Source organism: Cupriavidus sp. HPC(L), from assembly GCF_000307735.3.
Taxonomy (GTDB): domain Bacteria; phylum Pseudomonadota; class Gammaproteobacteria; order Burkholderiales; family Burkholderiaceae; genus Cupriavidus.
Window position 1 is genome coordinate 47,847 of the sequence record NZ_AMPR02000466.1, and the last position, 19,582, is coordinate 67,428.

6 protein-coding genes are annotated in these 19,582 nt (G+C 62.8%); 3 read left to right on the plus strand and 3 right to left on the minus strand.

The window, feature by feature from the left end:
* Nucleotides 1-62 precede the first annotated feature (62 nt).
* Complete coding sequence (locus B551_RS24295) at nt 63-944, plus strand: LysR family transcriptional regulator (RefSeq protein WP_023265189.1); 882 nt, start codon at nt 63-65, stop codon at nt 942-944.
* A 1,187-nt stretch (nt 945-2,131) separates the two neighbouring features.
* On the opposite strand, the gene B551_RS26365 is transcribed toward B551_RS24295, so the two are convergent.
* From B551_RS26365 to B551_RS24310, 3 genes are all read right to left on the minus strand, one after another.
* Complete coding sequence (locus tag B551_RS26365) at nt 2,132-3,244, minus strand: hypothetical protein (RefSeq protein WP_023265191.1); 1,113 nt, start codon at nt 3,242-3,244, stop codon at nt 2,132-2,134.
* A gap of 422 nt (nt 3,245-3,666) precedes the next feature.
* The gene (locus B551_RS24305) at nt 3,667-14,244 is read right to left on the minus strand and encodes a hemagglutinin repeat-containing protein (RefSeq protein ID WP_023265192.1); all 10,578 of its coding nucleotides are present in this window, start codon (nt 14,242-14,244) and stop codon (nt 3,667-3,669) included.
* A gap of 81 nt (nt 14,245-14,325) precedes the next feature.
* Nucleotides 14,326-16,080, minus strand: coding sequence for a ShlB/FhaC/HecB family hemolysin secretion/activation protein (locus B551_RS24310; RefSeq protein ID WP_023265193.1), 1,755 nt, complete (start codon nt 16,078-16,080; stop codon nt 14,326-14,328).
* A gap of 429 nt (nt 16,081-16,509) precedes the next feature.
* Here B551_RS24310 and B551_RS24315 point away from each other — a divergent pair, with 429 nt between their 5' ends.
* Together B551_RS24315 and B551_RS24320 are read left to right on the plus strand one after the other, a co-directional pair.
* Nucleotides 16,510-17,208 (plus strand): aspartate/glutamate racemase family protein, encoded by a 699-nt coding sequence (locus tag B551_RS24315; RefSeq protein WP_006575964.1) that lies wholly within the window; start codon nt 16,510-16,512, stop codon nt 17,206-17,208.
* Nucleotides 17,209-17,607: 399 nt separating this feature from the next.
* The coding region (locus tag B551_RS24320) for an FUSC family protein (protein ID WP_023265194.1) at nt 17,608-19,582 on the plus strand (1,975 nt) is incomplete at its 3' end.

Here is a 19,582-nt window from a genome sequence, read left to right on the forward strand (position 1 = left end):
TCGGGCCAATGCATACGGTTTTGATATACCATCGTCGCGCCCTTTTTTTCGCCGACGACACGATGAACTTCAAGCAGATCGAGACCTTCCGCACGGTGATGCTGTCGCGCTCGATGACCATCGCGGCCGAGCAGCTTCATACGTCGCAGCCGAATGTCAGCCGCGTGATTGCCCAGCTGGAACGTGAGGCGGGCTTCCGGCTGTTCGAGCGCATCGCGGGACGCCTGGTACCGACCGCCGAGGGGGAGGCCCTGTTTCGCGATGTCGAACGCGCCTTCGTCGGCCTGGACACCTTGCGCGATTCCGCGCGCGCGATCCGCCAGCTGGGCACCGGCACGCTACGCATCGGCGCGGTGCCGTCGATTGCGATGAGCGTGATGTCGCCCGCCATCCGCGAATTCCGCAAGCGGCACCCTGACGTGCCGATCTCGGTCCATACCAGCGACTCGCCGACCGTCGCGAAATGGACGGCCACGCAGTTCTGCGACTTCGGCCTGGTCTCGTACGTAGCCGACACGCCGGGCGTGGAGGCCAGCTCGCTGCGCGAGGTGCAGGGCGTCTGCATCGTTCCGGCCGATCACCGTCTCGCGCGCAAGCGACGCGTCGTCGCCCGCGATCTCGATGGCGAGACCTTCATCTCACTGACGCACGGCGACGGCACGCGCGCCGCGATCGACGCGGCATTCGCGCCCGATCGCCGCAAGCTGACGCTGGAAACGCCCTACGCGGCGACGATCTGCACGATGGTCAGCATGGGCCTGGGCGTCAGCGTGGTGAATCCGCTGGTGATCCGCAGCCTGCGCATTGCTGGCGTCAAAGCACTGCCATTTGAACCGGCGATCGTGTTCAACAGCTATGTGTTGCGCGCGCGGCAGCATCCGGAGGCGGCGCTGGCGGGGGTGTTTCTCGATTGCTTGCGGCGGGCGATTGCGCAATCCAGCTAGACCCGACAAGGTACATCGTGCCCATCTGTCGACTAGCGGCAAGCATTGGGACCATGACCTGATTGATTCAGCTTCCATCGCTGACAGGATCAAAGGAGACCTGTACTTCGAAGGGTACCGCTGACTCTTTCTATCAGCGTGAGGCCATCGAGTTCATAGGCCGCGCGATCTGATTCTCCGTTGTACAAGTCGACGAGACAAAATATCGTTTACAAAGCCTCATTGATATTGGCGGAATCCACTTTCAACACCCCTGCATCATGCTCGCGCTTCCATCTTGTGCGGAATGTTGTTGAGAATATTTCTGGATTTATGCATCCAATTGCAAATTGCCTTGCGTAATCTAAAAGCTCATGGCTCATCGACGTGCGTCTCTTCTTGGTGTGTTGCTAGAAACAGGAGAGCAAACTAACAGGCGAACAAGCCTATTCTTTGCAGTAGACGCATGCAGTCATCCCGCAGGATTAAGGTGTGCCACCAAAGCGCTTCTTCAGTCGTCGCTGTAACTTCGTGCAAGGTCTCGTAATGTTTGCTTAATTTTGTCAAATATATCCATTAGATTAGCTTTCGACCTCCCGTTGCATCCGCTCGGGCAGCGTCTCCTCTTTTCATCTACATTCAATGCCACACGAAAGATTCCCGTTCCTGACGAATGGCCCGATATGGTGCATGTGTCGCCATGTAAGCCATAGGGCGATTCAAAAACTCAGCGGCCTCATCGACCATAGCCAAGTTTCCGAATCTGGATTAATGACGATCCACTTCGCTCCACAATGGGGGAAGGTCATGCGCCTCCAAATAGGCTCCGAAATCGACAAACTTCTTGATTCCTATTTGGTCTAACGAGAACCACGTTGCCTCACACTCTTGACATATAAAGAGCGAAGTGCCCGTGGCTCTCACTCTTGCCTCTACAATTTCACCTTGCTGGCATCTCGGACACAGCATCTGCCTTCTCCTTTCTCGCGCCTCGGCGTTGCTGCGCTCTTTGTGACAGAGTTGCTAAAAAAACTCGGAAGATTCGGCAAGCAGGGTAAGAAATGTTTGAGCTCACTTGCCACGCGCGGTGGCCGCATTCACCATGGGGCCAGTCGATTCAACTCGGACGAGTGACTATATGCGACGGTGCAAGTCTATGGAGCTGTTCTCGCAAGTATGTTATCGATGCGGTCTTCCAAAGACGACCCCTATTGTGACTTCTTGCACTGTGCATATTTTTCTGCGATCAACGCTGAAGATGCCAATTGATAACGGGGTGACTTCGCGTGTTTGACGATGTCATCGATTCCCTTGTTGATGGCATCCATATTGCGACGGTCCGTTTCATAAAATTCAACGGGTGCCCCGGCCAGAGGATCCTTCTGCTGCTGACGGTGCAGCTCTCTGATGACTTTGCTCCCGGTATCCGTTTGCATAAAGGCCAGAATCTGTGCCTGTCTGTCTGCAGACAGATCGTTCTCAAGTTGGGCCGCTATTACGTCCGATATATCGCTGGCCCTTAGCGTTTGCATGCAGCGCAGCATTGCGAGGCTCCACCGATCAACTTTGTACCAATCTACGAGCATCGACCTGTAATTTAGATACAATGTGTCGCCGAAAATGAGATTCGCGAGTTTCTTGGATGTTGAAAGGTGCGTCGATGCTTCGACCTGACCAGGGATATCGATATCCGGCCGTGTGACGGCGAGCATCGTATTACTGATGCTGCCTTGTAATGTGCATCCGACAAACGTCGAGCCTGGAAAATCACGACTAGCATCTTGGATCAAGAAGACTCTTTCGACGGTTCCAGCCTTCGGCAGTTCGCCGGCAACCAGGCTGTCGTCTGCGCGCCACTCGCCATCTTTCCACAGGTCAGAGCGCGCATAGGCCCCAGCGACTTGCCTCAGGCGGTGCCGTTCCGCAATGCTTGGCATGAGGCTATTCTTCACCTGCTCAACGGAGCCCGGAACAATAAAGCCCCACGAATAGTACCGGCCGGCTGACCCAAAATCCGAGACAAGATCGTAGTAGCCTAGCAGTTCGGCCGCTTCGTCTTGATATTGGGCGCTGAACATCGTTGTGTAGCCGGTCGGTCGGAGCCGATCAGGGACCTCAATGAAGGAAGCCGAACCGCTGGCCTGCCGGATGGAGGAGATTTTCGTCAGCGCTTTCTGCTTTTCATGGACGGCGGAGAAGAACGTGCCGTCACAAGCGGAAAGCGAAGCTATCAACGAAGAAGTCCGGACGGCTTGAGCTGGTCCGCAGAATAGCGCGAGGAATGCAACTACGAAAGTGCACGGGTAAAACAAACGTTTCATAAAAACTCCGCATTATGCGGTGGGGGAAAGTACTCGACTGACGGCCGCCGGCTATGGCAATACTGTGCTACAGCCTCCATGAGGACCCACCAGGGCACTCATCGGAAAAAAACCACAGGCCGCCATCCATAGCCTCATCATTATCCGGAAAAACCCTTCGGAACAAATCTATTTGTGCCCCGATGCTTCCGGGAAGTGGATTGTGTGTCGTAATATCAACCAATGTGATTTTATGCTCGATGAGCAGCCTCTCTAGAGTCCACAGGAATCCATCTCGTCTTTCCTCAAAAGATTGTAGAGAGTGTGGAAGAAATTCGTTTCCGAAGGGAGTTGAAAAGTAGTCCCAAATTGCGTCTAATTCCATGCCTTCGCAGCCCTCTGCGATGAACTCGTACTGTGAAGTAGTTAGCATCTTTATGCTCCTATTTGAACTTGATCTCGACGCGGGGGCGGGCGGAGGACGACTTTATAGACGGACTATTAATGATATCTACAGTCCATCTTGCTCGCGCGCCCGAAGCGTCGACTACCGAACTCGATACCGACCGTAGATTTACGATCGTTCCGTCCGACATTGTGGCGGTCCAGACCCTTGGGGGGTTGCCCTTGGGAGTCAGCGGGATGCCACCGGTGAGGTCCCTCACAAACGATTGTGCTTGAGATGCTATCTGGGCGTCCGATAATTCGCTGGTGTCGAAGACCTTTGTCGTTCCAGCCTTATTGCTTTGGGAAGTGGCGGTATATGTACGACCGTTCAGATTGATATCAGATCTGGGATTTGCTCTATCGAAGAGTTCGGTGAGTTCCCCTACTCGACCCTGCTTGGCGCCGGTGTGGTCGGCGCTCGCGTTGCTGGGCGGTCGCCCTTTCGTTGCGCCAGCAACGGTGCTACCCCCTGCACCAAAAGATCCACCTGATGCCAATGTGGTGTCGAGGCTTTCGACGAGGGTGCCCTTTGTGACTGCGTTTTCGGCAGCTATCGCGACTTGCTCGGCACGCCGCATGGCGGAGAACTGATCCGTGGTATTCGCCGAACCGATTTGCATCAGGAACGTTTCGCACGAAGGGACGCCGGCGCAAAGCGCCACGGCGTCACTGCGGTCAAAACTTCCACCACCCCGTGCTTCGAAACTGATGTCTTTGCAAACGCCGGGATCACTGCAGCTCTGAACGTCCGCACGCTGCTCCTGATCGATATCCTTATATTTGGTGACTGTATCCTTTACGCAATTCGGATCGCCCTTGCACGCTTTTAGCTCTTTTGCCAGCGCATCCGTCTGCGCGTGGTTCAGGTAGTTATTCTCCGTCGCCACCTTGCCAACATTGGCCCCCGCAGCCGCATCGGCCGTTGATCCTCCCGCTGCTGCCCCAGCGGCTCCGCCAACAATCGCCCCAGCCAACTGCACCAGCGCCTTGCGATCGGCTTCGCTAAGGTCTTTCTGCTCAAGCAACGTCTGCCCGAAGGCCTCCATGGCCAGCGACGCCGCCGCGCCACCTGCTGCACCGGCTGCGAAGCTGCCCCCCAGTGCTTGCGACATCAGCCCGCCCACAAGCGCGTGCACAGCTGCCTTGGTCTCGGGCGAAGCCCCCACCAGCACATCCCCTACCTGCTGATAGACCATCGGCGCCAGCTGCTGCGCCACCTCACTCTTGAGCCGGTTCAGCTCCTGCTGGTCCTTTACCTTCTGCGCGTCGAAGATCTTGTCGATGCTCTGATTGGCATTCGCGGTGTCGCGGTTCAGCTCTGCGACGGTCTCGTCCGCCGACTTGCCAGTCTTCGTCTGTTGGCCAGTGTCATCAGTAACAACGACGGTGCCAGCCGCAATCGCGCTCTTCGTGATACCGGCCGCATTGCCGTCGATCGATCTTTGCGCATTGCCGGCGGCGGTAGCCGCCAGGCTGTTGGCCGCGCCTTGCAGCAGGTTGGTGTTGCCCGCCCATTCCACGTGGGCTGGCTGCACGGGTCCGAGGTTGGGATCGCTGGCCGCCACACTCTTGCCGCCGCTGTAGCTGCCGACGATGGTCGAGGTGCTGCTGCTGTACTCGGCCTTGTTCTCGATGTCGCTGCTCGTCAGCGTGCCCGTGGTCAGGCGGTTCTTGTTGAACTCGGCCGTACTGGCGACGATGCCGCCCTTCAGGTCGGTGTTGCCCTTGACGTTGACGTCGAACCCGCCTTGCCCGGCGTAGATGCCGCTCTGTTCCTGCACGGAGCGGTAGGTGCTGTCGGTATTTCCCTGCGTGACACTGCCGCTGGCATGGACGGCCGTGCCATAGCAGAACGGCGGCACGCAGACGCTGGCCTGCATGCCCGAGGATGATTCGCGGGAGTGATAGGTCTCGGTGTCCTGCCGGCTCTCGATGTTCAGATCTCGGCCGATCGTGCCTTCGACGGTATCGCCGATCAGCTGTGCACCCTTCAGGTTGGTATCGCGGCCGCTGGTCACGCTGACCTTGTCGGTACCGACCACGTGCGAATTCTGGTGCGTCACCGACTCGCCGTTGGCCTTTGCCTTGTTCTGGCTGGCTGCCAGTTCAAGGGTGAAGCCATTCTGGTCGCCGCCAATGCCGACGCCCACGCCGATGCTGGCATTGCTGCCTCGGCTGCGGCTATCCAGGCTGCTGTGGTCTTGTGCGCTTTCCAGATTGACGTCGCGGGCGGCGCTCAGGTTGACGGTCTTGCCTTCGATGTGCGCGCCATGACCGGTGATGTCGCCGTCCACGGCGTAGCCGTCGGCATCCTTGCCGCCCGAGCCGGTGGCCACGATGGTGACGGCGTTGCCTGCCTTGACGGTGCTGCCTTGATGACTGCTGGACTGGCTGTGCGATTCGCTGCTCTGGCTGCCGCCGCCGATGCTGGCGGTGACCTTGATCGCCGCGGTGGAGCTGACCCCGCCGCTTGTCACCGCCTGGATCCCGGCGATGCCGTTGGCGATCGCCAGTCCCGCCTGTACGCCGTAGAGCGTGGCGACGCGGCTGTCCTTGTTTTCCTCGACAGCACGGGCAGCGTTCTCCAGCGCCTGAGCTGCCGTCACCGTGTAGCCGGAGAGGGCGAGCGTCGTGCCGTACTGGCTGACGCGGTGGCTTTCGTTCTGGCTCGCGGCATCGACACCGGGGTCCAGCACGACGTTCTTGCCGATCATCGTTACATCGTTGCCTGCGGCAATGTCTGCACCGCGGGCGGTGATGTCGTCCTTCGCGACGATGGTCACGTTGCCGCCGTTGCTGACGACCTGGCTGCGAATGGTGTTTTGCGTGGCCTGGTTGGTGTCGATATGGTGCGACTCGCTCCGTACGCCGATCGTGCCCGAGTAGCCGCTGCCGCCAAGGTCGCCGATCTGCCGGCTCGAACTGTCTGAGCGCTGCGAGAGGGTATCCTGGCCAGACAGAATATCGATCTTGCCCTTAGCGGCCGACAGCGCGGCATCGCCTTCCGACGCGATCCCGCTGCCGGCGATCGTGATGTCGCCGGTGCGGGCGGTCACGGCGACGGTGTTGCCCGTCACCACGCTGGCGTTCTGCTTGCTGCTGGCAATGTCGCCGCTGGCGTTCGCCTTCTGGCTGCCGTAAGGCACCATGCCCACACCGCTGTTGTTCGGTCCGCCGCCGAGATGGCGGGCGACATCGCCAAGGCTAGGCACGGCGTTGTTGAACTTCCAGCCGCTGCTGCTGGCGCTGTTGGCCTCCGTATAACTGTCGGTGGAGGCGCGCAGTGTCACGTCGCGAGCCGCGTCAAGGATGGCTGCACCGCCTGCATTGATATTGCTGCCGGAAACCAGGATGTTGCCATCCAACGCCTTGCCATCGGCATCGGTTTGGCCATTGCCCTTGGCCCGGACGCGGATGTCGCCGGCACCGGTCAGGCTGCTGCCGCTGCTGACCGTGGCCTCGCTTGACGACTGGCTGCTGCTCTTGTTGCTGCCGATCGACACGGCGATCTGAGGCACCGTCAGTGCGGACGCGCCGAGTTCGCGCATGGTCTGCATGGTCCGCGAGACGCCGCTGGAGTTCTCCTGTGCGGCCTTCAGATTCCTCGCTGTGTCGTAAGGCGTGCCGACCAGCGCGACAGTAATACCGCTCGACTTGCTGCTGGCGCTCGACGACTGGGAGATGCGATCGATGCCTTCGGCGATCGTGACGTTCTCCGCGAGGATGTCGATGTTGCCGGCGGCGGCGTTCGCACTGTCGGCTGTGCGTCCAGCCACCAGGTCGCTACCGATGATGGTGGCGTCCTTGCCCGCGGTAATGGTCACGTTGCCATTGCTGGCTCCGATCACGCTGCGTGCGTCGCTTTGCGTGATCGCCAGCGTGTGGCTGGCGCCGCTGGCGCTGCTGCTGCCCACCGTCAGACCGATGCCGCCCTGACCTGCGAAGGCCGAGATGCCGGACTTCTTCTGTTGCCGAGACGCGCTGTCTTCGCGCATGTTCTGACCGGCGGTGATCAGCACATTGCCTTCCGTCGCGGTCAACGCCACGCCCTCGGTTCCTGCGACAGCGCTCTGGCGCACGGTGAGGTCGTTGCCGGCCCTTACCGCGACCGAATCGCCGGAAAGCGTACTGCCCACGCCAAGGTCTGCATGGCTGCTGGTCTGCAGGCTGCTGGACGAGCGCGACACGAAGCTGCCGCCCTTGCGCTGGATATCGAGGCTGCTGTCGTGCAGCTCGCGGGCCTCGCCAATGGTCACGTCGCGGTCGGCTACGACCGTCAATACCCCGTTGCCTTTGCCGTCGGAGCCGGCCGTAATCGTCGCCCCGGTCACGGTGACATTGCCTTTGCCATCGGCGCGATCGATGCCGCCGCCTTGATCGGCCGCCTTGACCGCGGCCAGCGTTGCATTGCCGCCCGCGGTCAGGCTCGCGCCAACGGTGGTCTGATCCCGGCTGTGTTCCTCTAGCTGGCGCCGCTTGGTCTGGCGGGCCACGTTGTCATGCGTCGTTTCGTTGGTGACCGCGGCGATCGCCAGGTCGCCGCCGGCGACCATGGTCAGGTCCGTTCCGCTCTGGACATCGGTGCCCTTCAGGATCGTGTCGCCACCGCTGGTGGTGGTCAGGCTGCCGCCGGTCTTGACTGTGCTGACCGCATGTTCGGTTCGGCTGTCCGCGCTGTGGTGTTTGTCGCTGTTGTACACCGACTGCTGCGTCTTGCCTGCCAGGGTGTCGAAAGTCAGATCCCGCCCGGCGATGACGATGGCGTTGCCACCGGCCGCGATGTTGGACCCTGACGCCGTGACGTCTCGGCCGGCCGAAATCAACATGTCACCACTGGACTGGATGCTGGCTTGCTGACCGTAGAGGCTGGTGGAGGCCTTCGAATTGCCGGCGGCGGACTGGATGCCTTGCTGGTCGAACAGCGTGACATTCTGTATGTCGCGGCCGGCCACCAATCCGACCTTGTCTCCGCTGATCTGACCCGATTGGTTGACGATGTCGCGGCCGGCAGAGATGGCGGTCACTCCTTGACTGCGGATGGCACCGCCGCGATTGACCACGTCCTCCTTGGCGGCAATGGACAGGCGACTGCCGGCATCGATGACGCCGCTGTTCTTCATCGTGCCCGCACTGTGCAGCTCGATGTCGTCGGCGGCGATCAGCGTACCGTTGGGCTGCAGGTCGGCCGCATGAGCGCGGCTCAGGTAGATGCGCGGCACCAGTACTTCCTGGGTGCTGCCATCGGGCAGCGTCACCGTTTCTGACACCAGCCAGACGATGTCGGTGGTCAGGGCATCCATTTGCGCGGCGGTCAGCGCCATGCCGGGCAGGATGTTGAACTCCTTGGCCGCATTGACGCCGGCGGCCATCAACGCCTTGTACTGTTCCTCCGCGCTGTCATAACCCGCAAGGTGAACGCGGCCGGTCAGTTGCGTTACCTGGTCGCGAATGAGCTTCTGTTCAAAGAATCCGTCGCCAAGGCGCTTCTGCGTCATGGCCGGATCGATGCCGAGCAAGCCGAGCATGTAGTCCGACGATACGAAGTTGCCGTAGTTGGTAAAGCGAGAGTCGGTCTCGATCAGGTACGTGTAGCCGGGTTCGCTATGGTAGGTGTACAGGCCGTTGCTGGGCAGGCTGATGGGGACATTGGCCAGCGTCCCACGCGCGATGGCGGTTGGTGCCTCGGCGGTTGCCCCGGTGATGCTGCCTTCGGTCCGGCCCCCAGTGCCGCCTTTGACAGAGGGCGCCGTCGTGCCCGATGCGCCGGTCACGGTCGTGCTGCCCGTGCCCGCCATGGGGTCCGCACGGCCGACATCCTCGTTGTGGATCTCGCCGCCATAGACGGTCAGCCGCGTGCCAGCGGTGATAGTGCCGCCGATTTTTCCTACTGCGACCGGCGTTTTCACGACGGTCGGTTGCGCCACGGGACCGACTGCCTGGTTAGTGTCCTTGTTCCAGGCGTAAGTCGAGACAATCTCCTGCGTGGCACGTTGATACAAGGTCTGGCCGATATTGGTCAGCTTGGTGGTCCCGTACTGGCCGGTGGCCACCTCGCCGTTCTGCGCCTGATCGCCGATCAGCATGTTGCCGCCGGCCGCCACCGTGCTGTAGCGGTTCTCGAGGCTGCCGACATTTGCCAGGATCATGTCGCCGCCCGAGATCAGGTTGGCGCCGGGCTGGCCTGGGTTCGCATCGCGCTCGGTCGTTGTTGTCGTGGTCGTGTCGCGTGCGATCTCGACGCGCTGCCAGCCGCGCGGTCCGTCGTTGCGCGTCTCGTACTCGGTGCCGGGATCGTAGTGAATATCGCGGTTGTAGCCGTCCCAGTAGTTCAGCGAGATGGCACCGCCGCTCTCCGTCAGCGTGTTGTAGTCGATCTGTGTCGCGACGCCGTTGATCTCCACGACGACACGCTTGTTCGCATCATCGCGCGAGACGATCTGGCTGGCGCTGAACGTGGCATCGATCGGCTTCTTGTAGGGTCCTTCCCAGACCTCTTGGGTACAGCCCATTTGCGGATAGGCATTGCCTGTCGCGCAGTGAATGTACTTCTCGCGCTTGAGCTCGTGCTTGGTCTCGACCGTGGTATCGCTGATGACGGTGGGTGCCGGACGCTGATTGAGCACGTTTTGCGCGGCGATCTCGACCACGCTGTAGCTGCTGCCGCCCTCGATCGTGCTGCTGTCGTTCAGAATCTGGCCGGACCGGTTCCTGAGCAGGCCGCGGTCATCGCGTTCGCCATCGGCGGCGATATTGAGGTCGCCCAGCGTATACAGCGTTGCGCCGCCAGTATTGCTGACCTGATCACGCCCGAAGACATTGAGCGTATCGGTGGCCGCCATGATGGCGGCTGCACCGACGTTGTTCACTTCCCGCGCCTTCGCGGTGACGACGCCGCCGATCATCGTCGCGGTGTTGGTCAGCACGTCGCCGTGCATCTCCAAGTGATCGCCTTCGATGCGGCCGGAATTGGCGATGTTGGCGGCCGCATTCAGCGTGGTGTTCGATGCGTTCACCACCGCGCCAGCCTCATTGAAGATGCGGTTGGCGGTCAGCGTCAATGCATTCACGGCCTCGAGGCGGGTCCGGTTCTCGAAGGTCCCACCCGCGCGAAACTCCAGATTGCGTTCCGCCTTCAGCTGGTTGCCCGCAGCATTGGTGTAGTCCGACTGGACGCTCACACGCAGATCCTGCCCGGCATGTACGGTGCCCACGCCGATCATTGCCCCGGTATCGAGTGCAATATCGCGATCGGCGATCAGCTTGCCGGCCTGGTTGTCCAGCGATCCCACTTGCACGGTGCTGCTGCCGCCCGAAGCGAGCGTGCCGCCGGCGTTGGCCAGCAGGGCCTGCGAGCCGGTAATGCCAAGGCCGGTGCCGCCGAACACCTTGCCTCCGGCATTGTTGAAGCCCTGGCCGATATCGGCCAGCAATGCCCGGCCGGATACGAGTTGCGCGCCGGCCGTATTGGCTAGATGTTGCACCCGCAGCGCGACGTCGCCATTGCCGCCCAGCATTGCGCCGTTGGTGTTGTTCACCGAAGCCGCGGCCACGCTTGTATTGCCGGTGCCCGTGCTGATCACCTGCCCGGCATCATTGGCAAGATGGCCGGCGGCGTTGACTGCGAGCGTCTTGCCGGCTTGCACTGTGCCGTTGCCATTGTCGACATCGCCGCCGACGGTGGCATCGAGGTCGTCCTCCGCCAGCAACGTGCCATGGCGGTTCGACAGGGAGCGGCTTGCGAAGTCGAGCGACTTTCCCGACAGGGTACCTGCGTCGTTGCGCCACGCGGCCTGGCTGGCCTCGATCGACAGGTGCTGGCCGGCATAGATATTTCCCCCCGAGTTGTCCGCGGCGCGGCCGATTCGCAAGCTGACGTCCTTGCCGCCGACAAGCTGTGCGGCTCCGGTATTGAACAGCTCATCGGCCGTGACGGCCAATGCGCCGTTGCCACCAAGCAGGGCGCCGTTCGTATTGGCCACGGTTGCCGCGGTGATGGCTGTGTCGCCCGTACCGCTGTTGGTGATTTCGCCCGCATCGTTCGCAACGACGCCGCTTGCCGCCACGGTCAGCGACTGCCCGCCCTGGATGGTGCCGCCGTTGTTGTCGACATTGCCCAGAAGCGTCAGGTTGAGCGCTTCGTCCGCCAACACCGATCCCTGCCGGTTCGATAGCGATGCGCCGGTGAGCTGAACTGTCTTGGCGGAGATTGTGCCGCCATCGTTGCGCCATGCGGCTCCGCTGCCCTCGCTGCTCAGTTGGCGCCCGGCATGGATGCGTCCGCCGGCGTTGTCCACAGATTGCCCGAGATGCAGGGCCACGTCCGTGCCGCCAACGATGCGCGCCGCCTGTGTGTTCGCCAGCGATTGCGCGGTCAGACTCACGCTGCCGTTTCCGCCCAGCGTCGCGCCGTTGAGGTTGCGAATCGCGGTGGCTCGAATATCGGTCGAACCGGTGCCGGTATTGGCGATTTGCCCGGCATCGTTGGTGACCGTCCCGTTGCTGTTCAACTCCAGCGTGTCTCCCGCTTGCAGGGTGCCGCCGGTGTTGTCGACGTCGCCGGTAAAGCGCGCATGCAACGCGCCGTTGGCCAGCACGCTGCCCTGCCGGTTTGACAGCGTCGCCCCGTCAAAATCGATGGCGCTGGCGGACAGCGTGCCGCCGTCGTTGCGCCACGCCGCTTGGTCGCCGCGGAGGGAAAGCTGCGTGCCCGCCTGAATCCGGCCGCCAGAGTTGTTCCCTGCCTGGGCCAGTTGCAGCGTCAGGTCTGTGCCGGCCACCAACTGGCCGCCATCGATATTGGTCAGCACGTCGGCGCTCAACGTCAGCGTGCCGTTGCCGCCGATGGTTCCTGCACCGGCAGCTTGACCGCGGTTGCTGTTTTCGACGCGCGCCGCGCGAAGCATGGTCTCACCAGTGCCGGCGTTGACGATGCGGCCGTTCGCATTGACCAGCGCGCCCTGGGCCGATACATCGAGAATTCCGGCATCGGTCAGGATATCGCCGCCGGTATTGTCCGCGTCACCGCGTACGGCAACGCGCGCGCCATCCTTTGCGTAAAGCGCGCCGCCACGGTTCGACAGGCTCTGCGCCGATGCCGACAGGCGTGCGGCGCTCGCCTTGACGCCATCCGTGCGCAACATGCCTGCGGCATCCGCCTTGATCGCCTGACCTGCACCCAAGGTGCTGTTCGACAAATCGAGGTCGCCGGAGTGGGCCTCGAGCGCGATATCGCCGTTGGCTCGCGTCTGGCTCCCCGCAAGGCTGACAGTGCCGCCGCTGGCGTCGAGGCGCGTCCCGGCCAGGTTCTGGCCGTTGGCGGCGACCGATTGCGCCGCGCGCAGTGTCAGATTGCCGGCTTGGGTCATGTTGCCGCCGGCGTCGATGCCGGCCGCGAGTGTGCCGGTGGACTGCACCGATTGGCCTGCAAGGGCCAGATCGTTGCCGGCTACCAGTGCGCCAGAATTGACGATCGTTCCCTCGCTGGTTGCCGTCAGCGTCGTGCGGGCCGCGGTGGATCCGCGGTTGTCGACCCCTTGCGCGCCGCGGATCAGCAGCGAACCGGTGGAAGACGTGGTGCCGGCCAGCGATATCTGTCCGGCACTGTCGATCGTAAAATCGCCGGCCTGCGCGGCCAGCGTGCCCGCGCTGCGCACGCCTACCCCGCCCTCGGTGCCCAGCAGGCGGATGCGGTTCGCATACATGCCGCCCAGACTCGCAACATCGATACCGACGGTGGGGCGGTTGCCATCGCCCTGAATCACTTGTACGCCGAGCGAGGCATAGTCGACCTGGTTGGCCCCGGCGATCACGTTCGCCGTATTGGCCCATAGCGCACCGTTGAACGTCACCGACCGCGCAATCAGGTCGACCTGGTCCAGGCTGGTGCCGTTGAAGCCCTGTCCTTCCAGCTGAATTCCGCCGCGCGTCACGCGAAAGGCAGCGAGGCTGCCATCGCCGCCAAACACGGGCGTGCCGGTGGTAATCGTTGCGCGATTGGCATTGATGAAGCCGCCGCCGTTGATCGAGATGCCATTGCCGTTCGAGATCACGACGTCGGCGCGCTGGCCGGCGACCTCGACATAGCCGTTCAGCCGGCTGGGGTGGGCACCGATGACTTCGTTCAGGATCACGCGCGCCGGTCCGCTCGCGCCCAGGTTTGCATTGCCGGGAATGTAGCCGCCCAGTTGGGTCTGTGTGGTTCCGGTGGCGTTATTCAGGATTGCGCCTCGCCCGTCCACCGACAACTGCTGGTATTGGTTGTGTGATACGCCTGCGCCGGATGGGGCGTTGATGTTCACCAGAGGGGTGCCGTTTGGTGCCGCGCCGACACCGGGGCCACGTCCGCCGGCATGGTCGGGCACGATCTGCGCGCCGGCAATCTGTACCGCACCAAGGGCGAGTAGGATGGTCCAGGCGACGGGGCGCAGGGTGACCACGACGCTCTGCGCTCCCGCAGCGGCCGATCCCGCCGTTTCACCGGATGCGGATTTGCGCATGCTGTTGGCGCATTCCGCGACGGCCATCAGCATGCCGCGGGTCTTGTTGAATACCAGACGATAGCGATTGTTATTCATGACTTGGGACGGGTATCGAGGTAGCGGCAGACCATGCTGCAAGGCAGCGTTTGCTGGTTCGGTTCGCGCGGCCAGCGTGATTTAGTACTGGTAGGAAAGTGCGAATCCGCCGGCCGGGGAGCGGGTAGGAAAGTTCGCCGGCTTTACCAGCGCCCAACCAAGGAAGACGTCGTAGTACAGGCCCTTCGCCGGGCTTCCCCGCAGGCCCACCGCCGTGCCAACCAGGGTTCGGCCGGCCAGATGGCTGGCGCTGCGGCCACCGACCGTGCCGGCATCGAGACCGAGGTAGACGGCCTGACCGCTCGCACCCAGCGGCACCTCGAGTTCATTGCGCCAGTACGCGCCACGCTCGGCGGCAAGCGTCGCGTCTCCGTCGAAGCCGCGCACGGTCCAGCGGTTGCCGATGGAAATGAACTCGCTGGCGAAAAGCGACGGGCCGGTGTATTGGCCGTGGAGCGTGGTGACGTAGCGCATCGGTATGCGCGCGTCGCCCACCAGAGCCGGCACGGAGAAAGGCACGACCAGCGTCGCGTCGAGAATGGCAAGGTGGTACAGAAACTTGTCGCGTTGGCTGGGAAAGTCCGGTTCAATCGTCCGAATCTCGGTTTGACCATTCAGCCAAGGCACGCCGAAGCGGTAGGCGAGGGCGACATCCAATTGGGATGAACCGAGGTGACGACGATGCAGCCACGCGATTTCCGCGAACGTCGTGCTGCGTTGCTGATTCAGAATCTCGGTATCTTCGATATACGCGTGGCTCCAGCGGTGACCGAGGCGGAATTGCAGTGTGTTCTTCTGAAACTGGTCGCGATGGAACATGTACTGCGCCCTGAACTCGGCGGTCCTGGATTCCCCACTGGTCTCGAAGACGTGGTTCACGCCGGCAATGCGCTGAAAGTAGCGATAGGCGCTGGCCGACGCACCGAGCGTCCAATTGCCCCATGGCAAGGAATAAGACGCATTGGCGCCCCGTGTACCGCGATCGTGTTGGTTGAAATTGGCATCATGGCTGACGCCGATGTTGAGCAGGTCGTTGAGCCCGAGCGGGTTGTCGATACCTAGCGACGCATTGGCCTGCAGGCGTCCTGTGCCGGTGCTGCCGCTGTCGTCCAGCGACACCATCAATCTCCAGGGCTTGGTCCGCTTGACCGCGATGACGATATCGGATTCGCCTGGCAACTCGCCCGGCAGAATTTGCATGTCGACGTCCTGGCTCGGTACGCGCTTCAATTGCTCCAGGCCCTGTTCCAGGGCGCGGATGTTCAGCAAATCGCCGGGGCGCGCCGGAAAAGCCGATTTCCATGACCCTCGCAAAGATCCGTCGGCAAACCGGATCTGCCGGATCACGCCGGGGATCAACGCGAGCCGAAGAGTGCCAGTGGACAGATCCTGTTGTGGCACCGCGATACGCGTGGTGGTGTAGCCCTTTGCGAGTATCTGTGCGCCAAGACGCCGTACGATCGTGTTGATGCCGTCCCTGCCGATGCACCTGCCGGCAAAGTGATCCAGGTAGTCCTGGGCGAACCGAAATGGGTCCTGTGGCAACGTGCTCGCGCCCTGCGACCGAATTGATTCCGGCAAAGAGTCCGGGACCTCCACCACCACTTGATTGACGGTGAAGCACGGTGTCTCTTGCGGCAGCGTAGTCGAGAAGGCGTCTGCCGCCGTCGTGCTGCCGTCAATCGAAGCACTGCGCACGTTCAATTGACGCGCCCGCTCTTGCGCCTGCTCGATGGTGCGTTCGCGCTGAAGCTGCTGGTTTTGTTCGAGTTGGGAGCGGCGCACTGCCTCATCCACGCCATTGGAACTTTGGGCGAATGCAATACGCGCGAACATCAGACCGGCCGCAGCGACAATTGCCGTCCAGGACAACAGAGAAAAGCGACAACCCATGGGTCAACACGTCTTGGCGCACGGCGGCCTCCTGCCGTGGCGCAAGCGACAACGTGCAAGTTCAGGGCGGCTCCGGACTTTGCGCCGGTTGATAAAAGGCGAATGAATTGGGGTAATGCGAGGTCCGAGTCGTGGCTTGGACTTTGCATTACCCGCGCCGGATTTAACGGCGCGCGACATGGGACCCTCAACCCGACTAAAGAGGGGATGAAGAGTCGCGGATGGTGGCGCAGCCGCCGGTCCTGATCGGCAGTCCTCGACGATGCCGATTGGGATCCGCGCCAGACAGGGTCGTTCTGGCAATCAATCGTATGACCGGGCGGCCGCTACAATTCTTTACAGTTACCTAACCAATCAAACGGAAATCACGCCATGCCAAAACACATCGGCATCGTCGGCTGCTCCGCCGAGGGCGCTGCGCTGTGCTACCGGACCATTTGCGCGGAAGGCGCGCAATTTCTCGGGCCGCACGGGCATCCCGAGATCTCGATGCATACGCCTTCGCTCGCCGAGTATGTCGACTGCCTGGATCGAGGCGATCTGCGCGGCGTGGGCGATCTGATGCTCGATTCCGCCAACAAGCTGGCGCTGGCTGGGGCCGATTTTCTGATCTGTCCGGACAACACGATCCATCAGGCATTCGAACATGTCGTGCCCCGCTCTCCGCTGCCCTGGTTGCATATCGCCGAGGTCGTTGCCGACGAAGCGGTACGGCGCGGCTATCGCAAGGTGGGCGTGACGGGTACCCGATGGCTTGTCGACAGCGAGGTCTATCCGGAAAAGCTGGCCGCGCGCGGTATCGAGGCGGTGCGCCCGGGCTTGGAGGAGCGCGCCGAAATCGGCCGGCTGATCATGGACGAACTGGTATGCGGCATTTTCCGAACCGAGACCGTCGCGTACTTCCAGCGTGTGATCGCCGGCCTGAAGACGCAGGGATGCGATGCGGTGGTGCTGGGGTGCACCGAGATTCCGCTGATCATCAGCGATGCCAATTCGCCGCTGCCGACGCTCGACTCGACGCGGTTGCTGGCTCGCGCCGCCTTGCGGCGGGCGGTGGAGCCAGACCGGTGAAGGAATATTGTGGTGTCGATGCCACAAATCCCGTATCGTCGCGTCGGGTAATCATGGCTGACTTGTTGCGTCGCAGCAGATGGTATATAGTCGAGTCTGTCTCCTCCACCACCTCGGTGGATTCCAGCCGCGCGAAACTTCGCGCGGTTTTTTTTGCCCGTACTGAACGTAGCGCGACATGCCGGCATAGGCAGTTTTCCCGGCGATTTCCGCATATCGAAAGAAGGGCCGCGACAATGCCGGCTTTGGGCCTTCATGCTGCACCACGCCGGCGAATCGTTCGCACCATCCCGCGGCAAGCCCGCACCAGAGCGGCGAAGAACCCGTTCCCAGCGTCGTTTTATTGCATCGCAACATCGAATCCCCTAGAGTGGCTGGAACATTGCTTTTTCCAGCCCGATGCGCGCCGTCTCCGCCCTGAATCGTCTCGTCACCAACGTCGTTGCCGCGGTCTCGGTCAATGTCCGCGCGACGGTCGCCGAAGCGCGCAATGCCGCCCGATGCCGTCGCGGCGCCGTCTATGGCGCCTCGTTTCTCGCGCTGGCCGTGATGGGTTGGCTCGGGGCGGACCACGGCCTGCTGTGGTCGGCCACCGCTTCGATCTGGACGTGCCTCGCCGATCCCGGCGGCACCGCGCGCGATCGCCTGCTTCCGCTTGCCGCGGTCGGCGTGGGCGGGGCGCTCGCCAGTGCGTTGGGCGGTGCGATGGCCGGCAGTCCAATCGTGGCGGTGGTCGTGGTGCTGTTCGCCGGTCTCGCGGCCGGCATGGTCGAACTGCGCGGGACCGCGGCCGCGCTGTCGGCCAAGCTGCTGTATGTGGTGCTGATTGCCGCCTGCCTGCGGCCGGTGGTTGATGTAGGCACGGATATCAGCGCCGCGGCGTGGGCGCTGCAGATGGGACGCGACTATCTGCTCGGCGGCGCCTTCGCCTGCGTGGTGTCGCTGGCGCTGCTGCCTTCGGCACGGGACACGCGGCCGCGTCCACAGATGGTGGCGATCTTCGCGGCGCTGGAAGCGCTGGCGCGCACGCTGGCCGAAACCGCTACGGTGCACGACGACCGGACTGCTAACACGTCCGAGGACGGGCAGACCGATCTCGCCAAGCGCCGCGTGCGCGAGCGGATCGAGCAGGCGCGCGAGCTGATCGCCGCGCAGCGCAGCTGGTTCGATGCGGCCACGCTGCTGCATTACCGCTACCTGATCGCGATGGCCGAGGCGGTGTTCGCTTTGCTGATCGTCGCGTCCGATCTGCGCGGCAGGCGTGGGCACGAACAACTGCCGCTGCGCCACCTGCATCGCTGCGTCGACGATCTGCGCGAGCAGATCGGGCAGGGCCTGGCACGTCATGCGGCCGATCTGCCGGCGCTGACGCGGTCGATGTACCTGCAGCTCAAGCGCGTGCACGGGCAGGTCGCCAATGCCAGCGCGCCGCCGCTGTACCACGCCGCGCTGGCTTCGCTGGCGCGCTTCCCCGACTTCGCTGCATGGCGCGCTGCCTTCCACTGGCCGCGCCGCTCGCTGTGGATCGGCCTGCGAGAGTGGCGCACTACGCTGGCGGAGCTTGGCGCCCGCGATGCCCGTGTGACGCGCCACGCGGTGCGCCTCGCACTGGCGGGCGGATTGAGCCTGATGCCGGGTCTGATCTGGCAGCTCGATCATGGCTACTGGGTCGCGGTGACCGTGATCATGGTGCTGAGCCCGCAGTTGCAAACCACGCGGCGCATCTCGCTGCAGCGCTTCGCCGGCTCGCTGGGCGGCGCGTTGCTGGCCTGCATGGTGGGGCTGCTGCATCCCGCCGCGCCGGTCGCGCTGGCGATCAGCGCGGTGTCGCTGTCCGCCGCCTACATGGCCCGCCTTGCCGGCAGCCCCGGCCTGTTCGCACTGATGCTCACGCCGGCGGTGATCTTGTTTTCGTGGATCGGCGAACCCGCGTCCGACAGCAGCCATGTGGCGATGCTGCGCGGCGCCGATACCGCATTCGGTTGCCTGATCGCGCTGGCCAGCTACCTGGTGCTGGCGCCGCGCGCAGAGCTGTCGCGGGCGCGCCGGCGCGCGCGAGAGGCGGTCGCGATCCATGCAATCTATCTGCGCGCCGCCTTTGCGCAGGCAATGTCCGATGGCGCGCTCGGCGATTCCGAGATGCGGCTGGAAGCGCTGCGCGTGGCCGCCGGCCGCGCGTCGGCACGTGCGGAGCAGGCGCTGGAGCAGGCCGGCCCTGAGCTGGGACCGGCCATCGTCACGGAATTCGCGCGGTTGCATGTGACCGTGCGCAGGATGGCGGCATTGGCAGGCGTGATTCGAGCGGAAGCGGTCGGCAGCGAAGCACCGGTGCCCGCCAGCGCAGGCACGCGGCGGCGTCTTGCCGAGGTGCAGG

Excerpts from the sequence above, each read along its gene's own strand:
- B551_RS26365 (WP_023265191.1), bottom strand. The coding sequence starts at position 3,244 with ATGAAACGTTTGTTTTACCCGTGCACTTTCGTAGTTGCATTCCTCGCG.
- B551_RS24310 (WP_023265193.1), bottom strand. The coding sequence starts at position 16,080 with ATGTTCGCGCGTATTGCATTCGCCCAAAGTTCCAATGGCGTGGATGAG.
- B551_RS24295 (WP_023265189.1), top strand. The coding sequence starts at position 63 with ATGAACTTCAAGCAGATCGAGACCTTCCGCACGGTGATGCTGTCGCGC.
- B551_RS24305 (WP_023265192.1), bottom strand. The coding sequence starts at position 14,244 with ATGAATAACAATCGCTATCGTCTGGTATTCAACAAGACCCGCGGCATG.
- B551_RS24315 (WP_006575964.1), top strand. The coding sequence starts at position 16,510 with ATGCCAAAACACATCGGCATCGTCGGCTGCTCCGCCGAGGGCGCTGCG.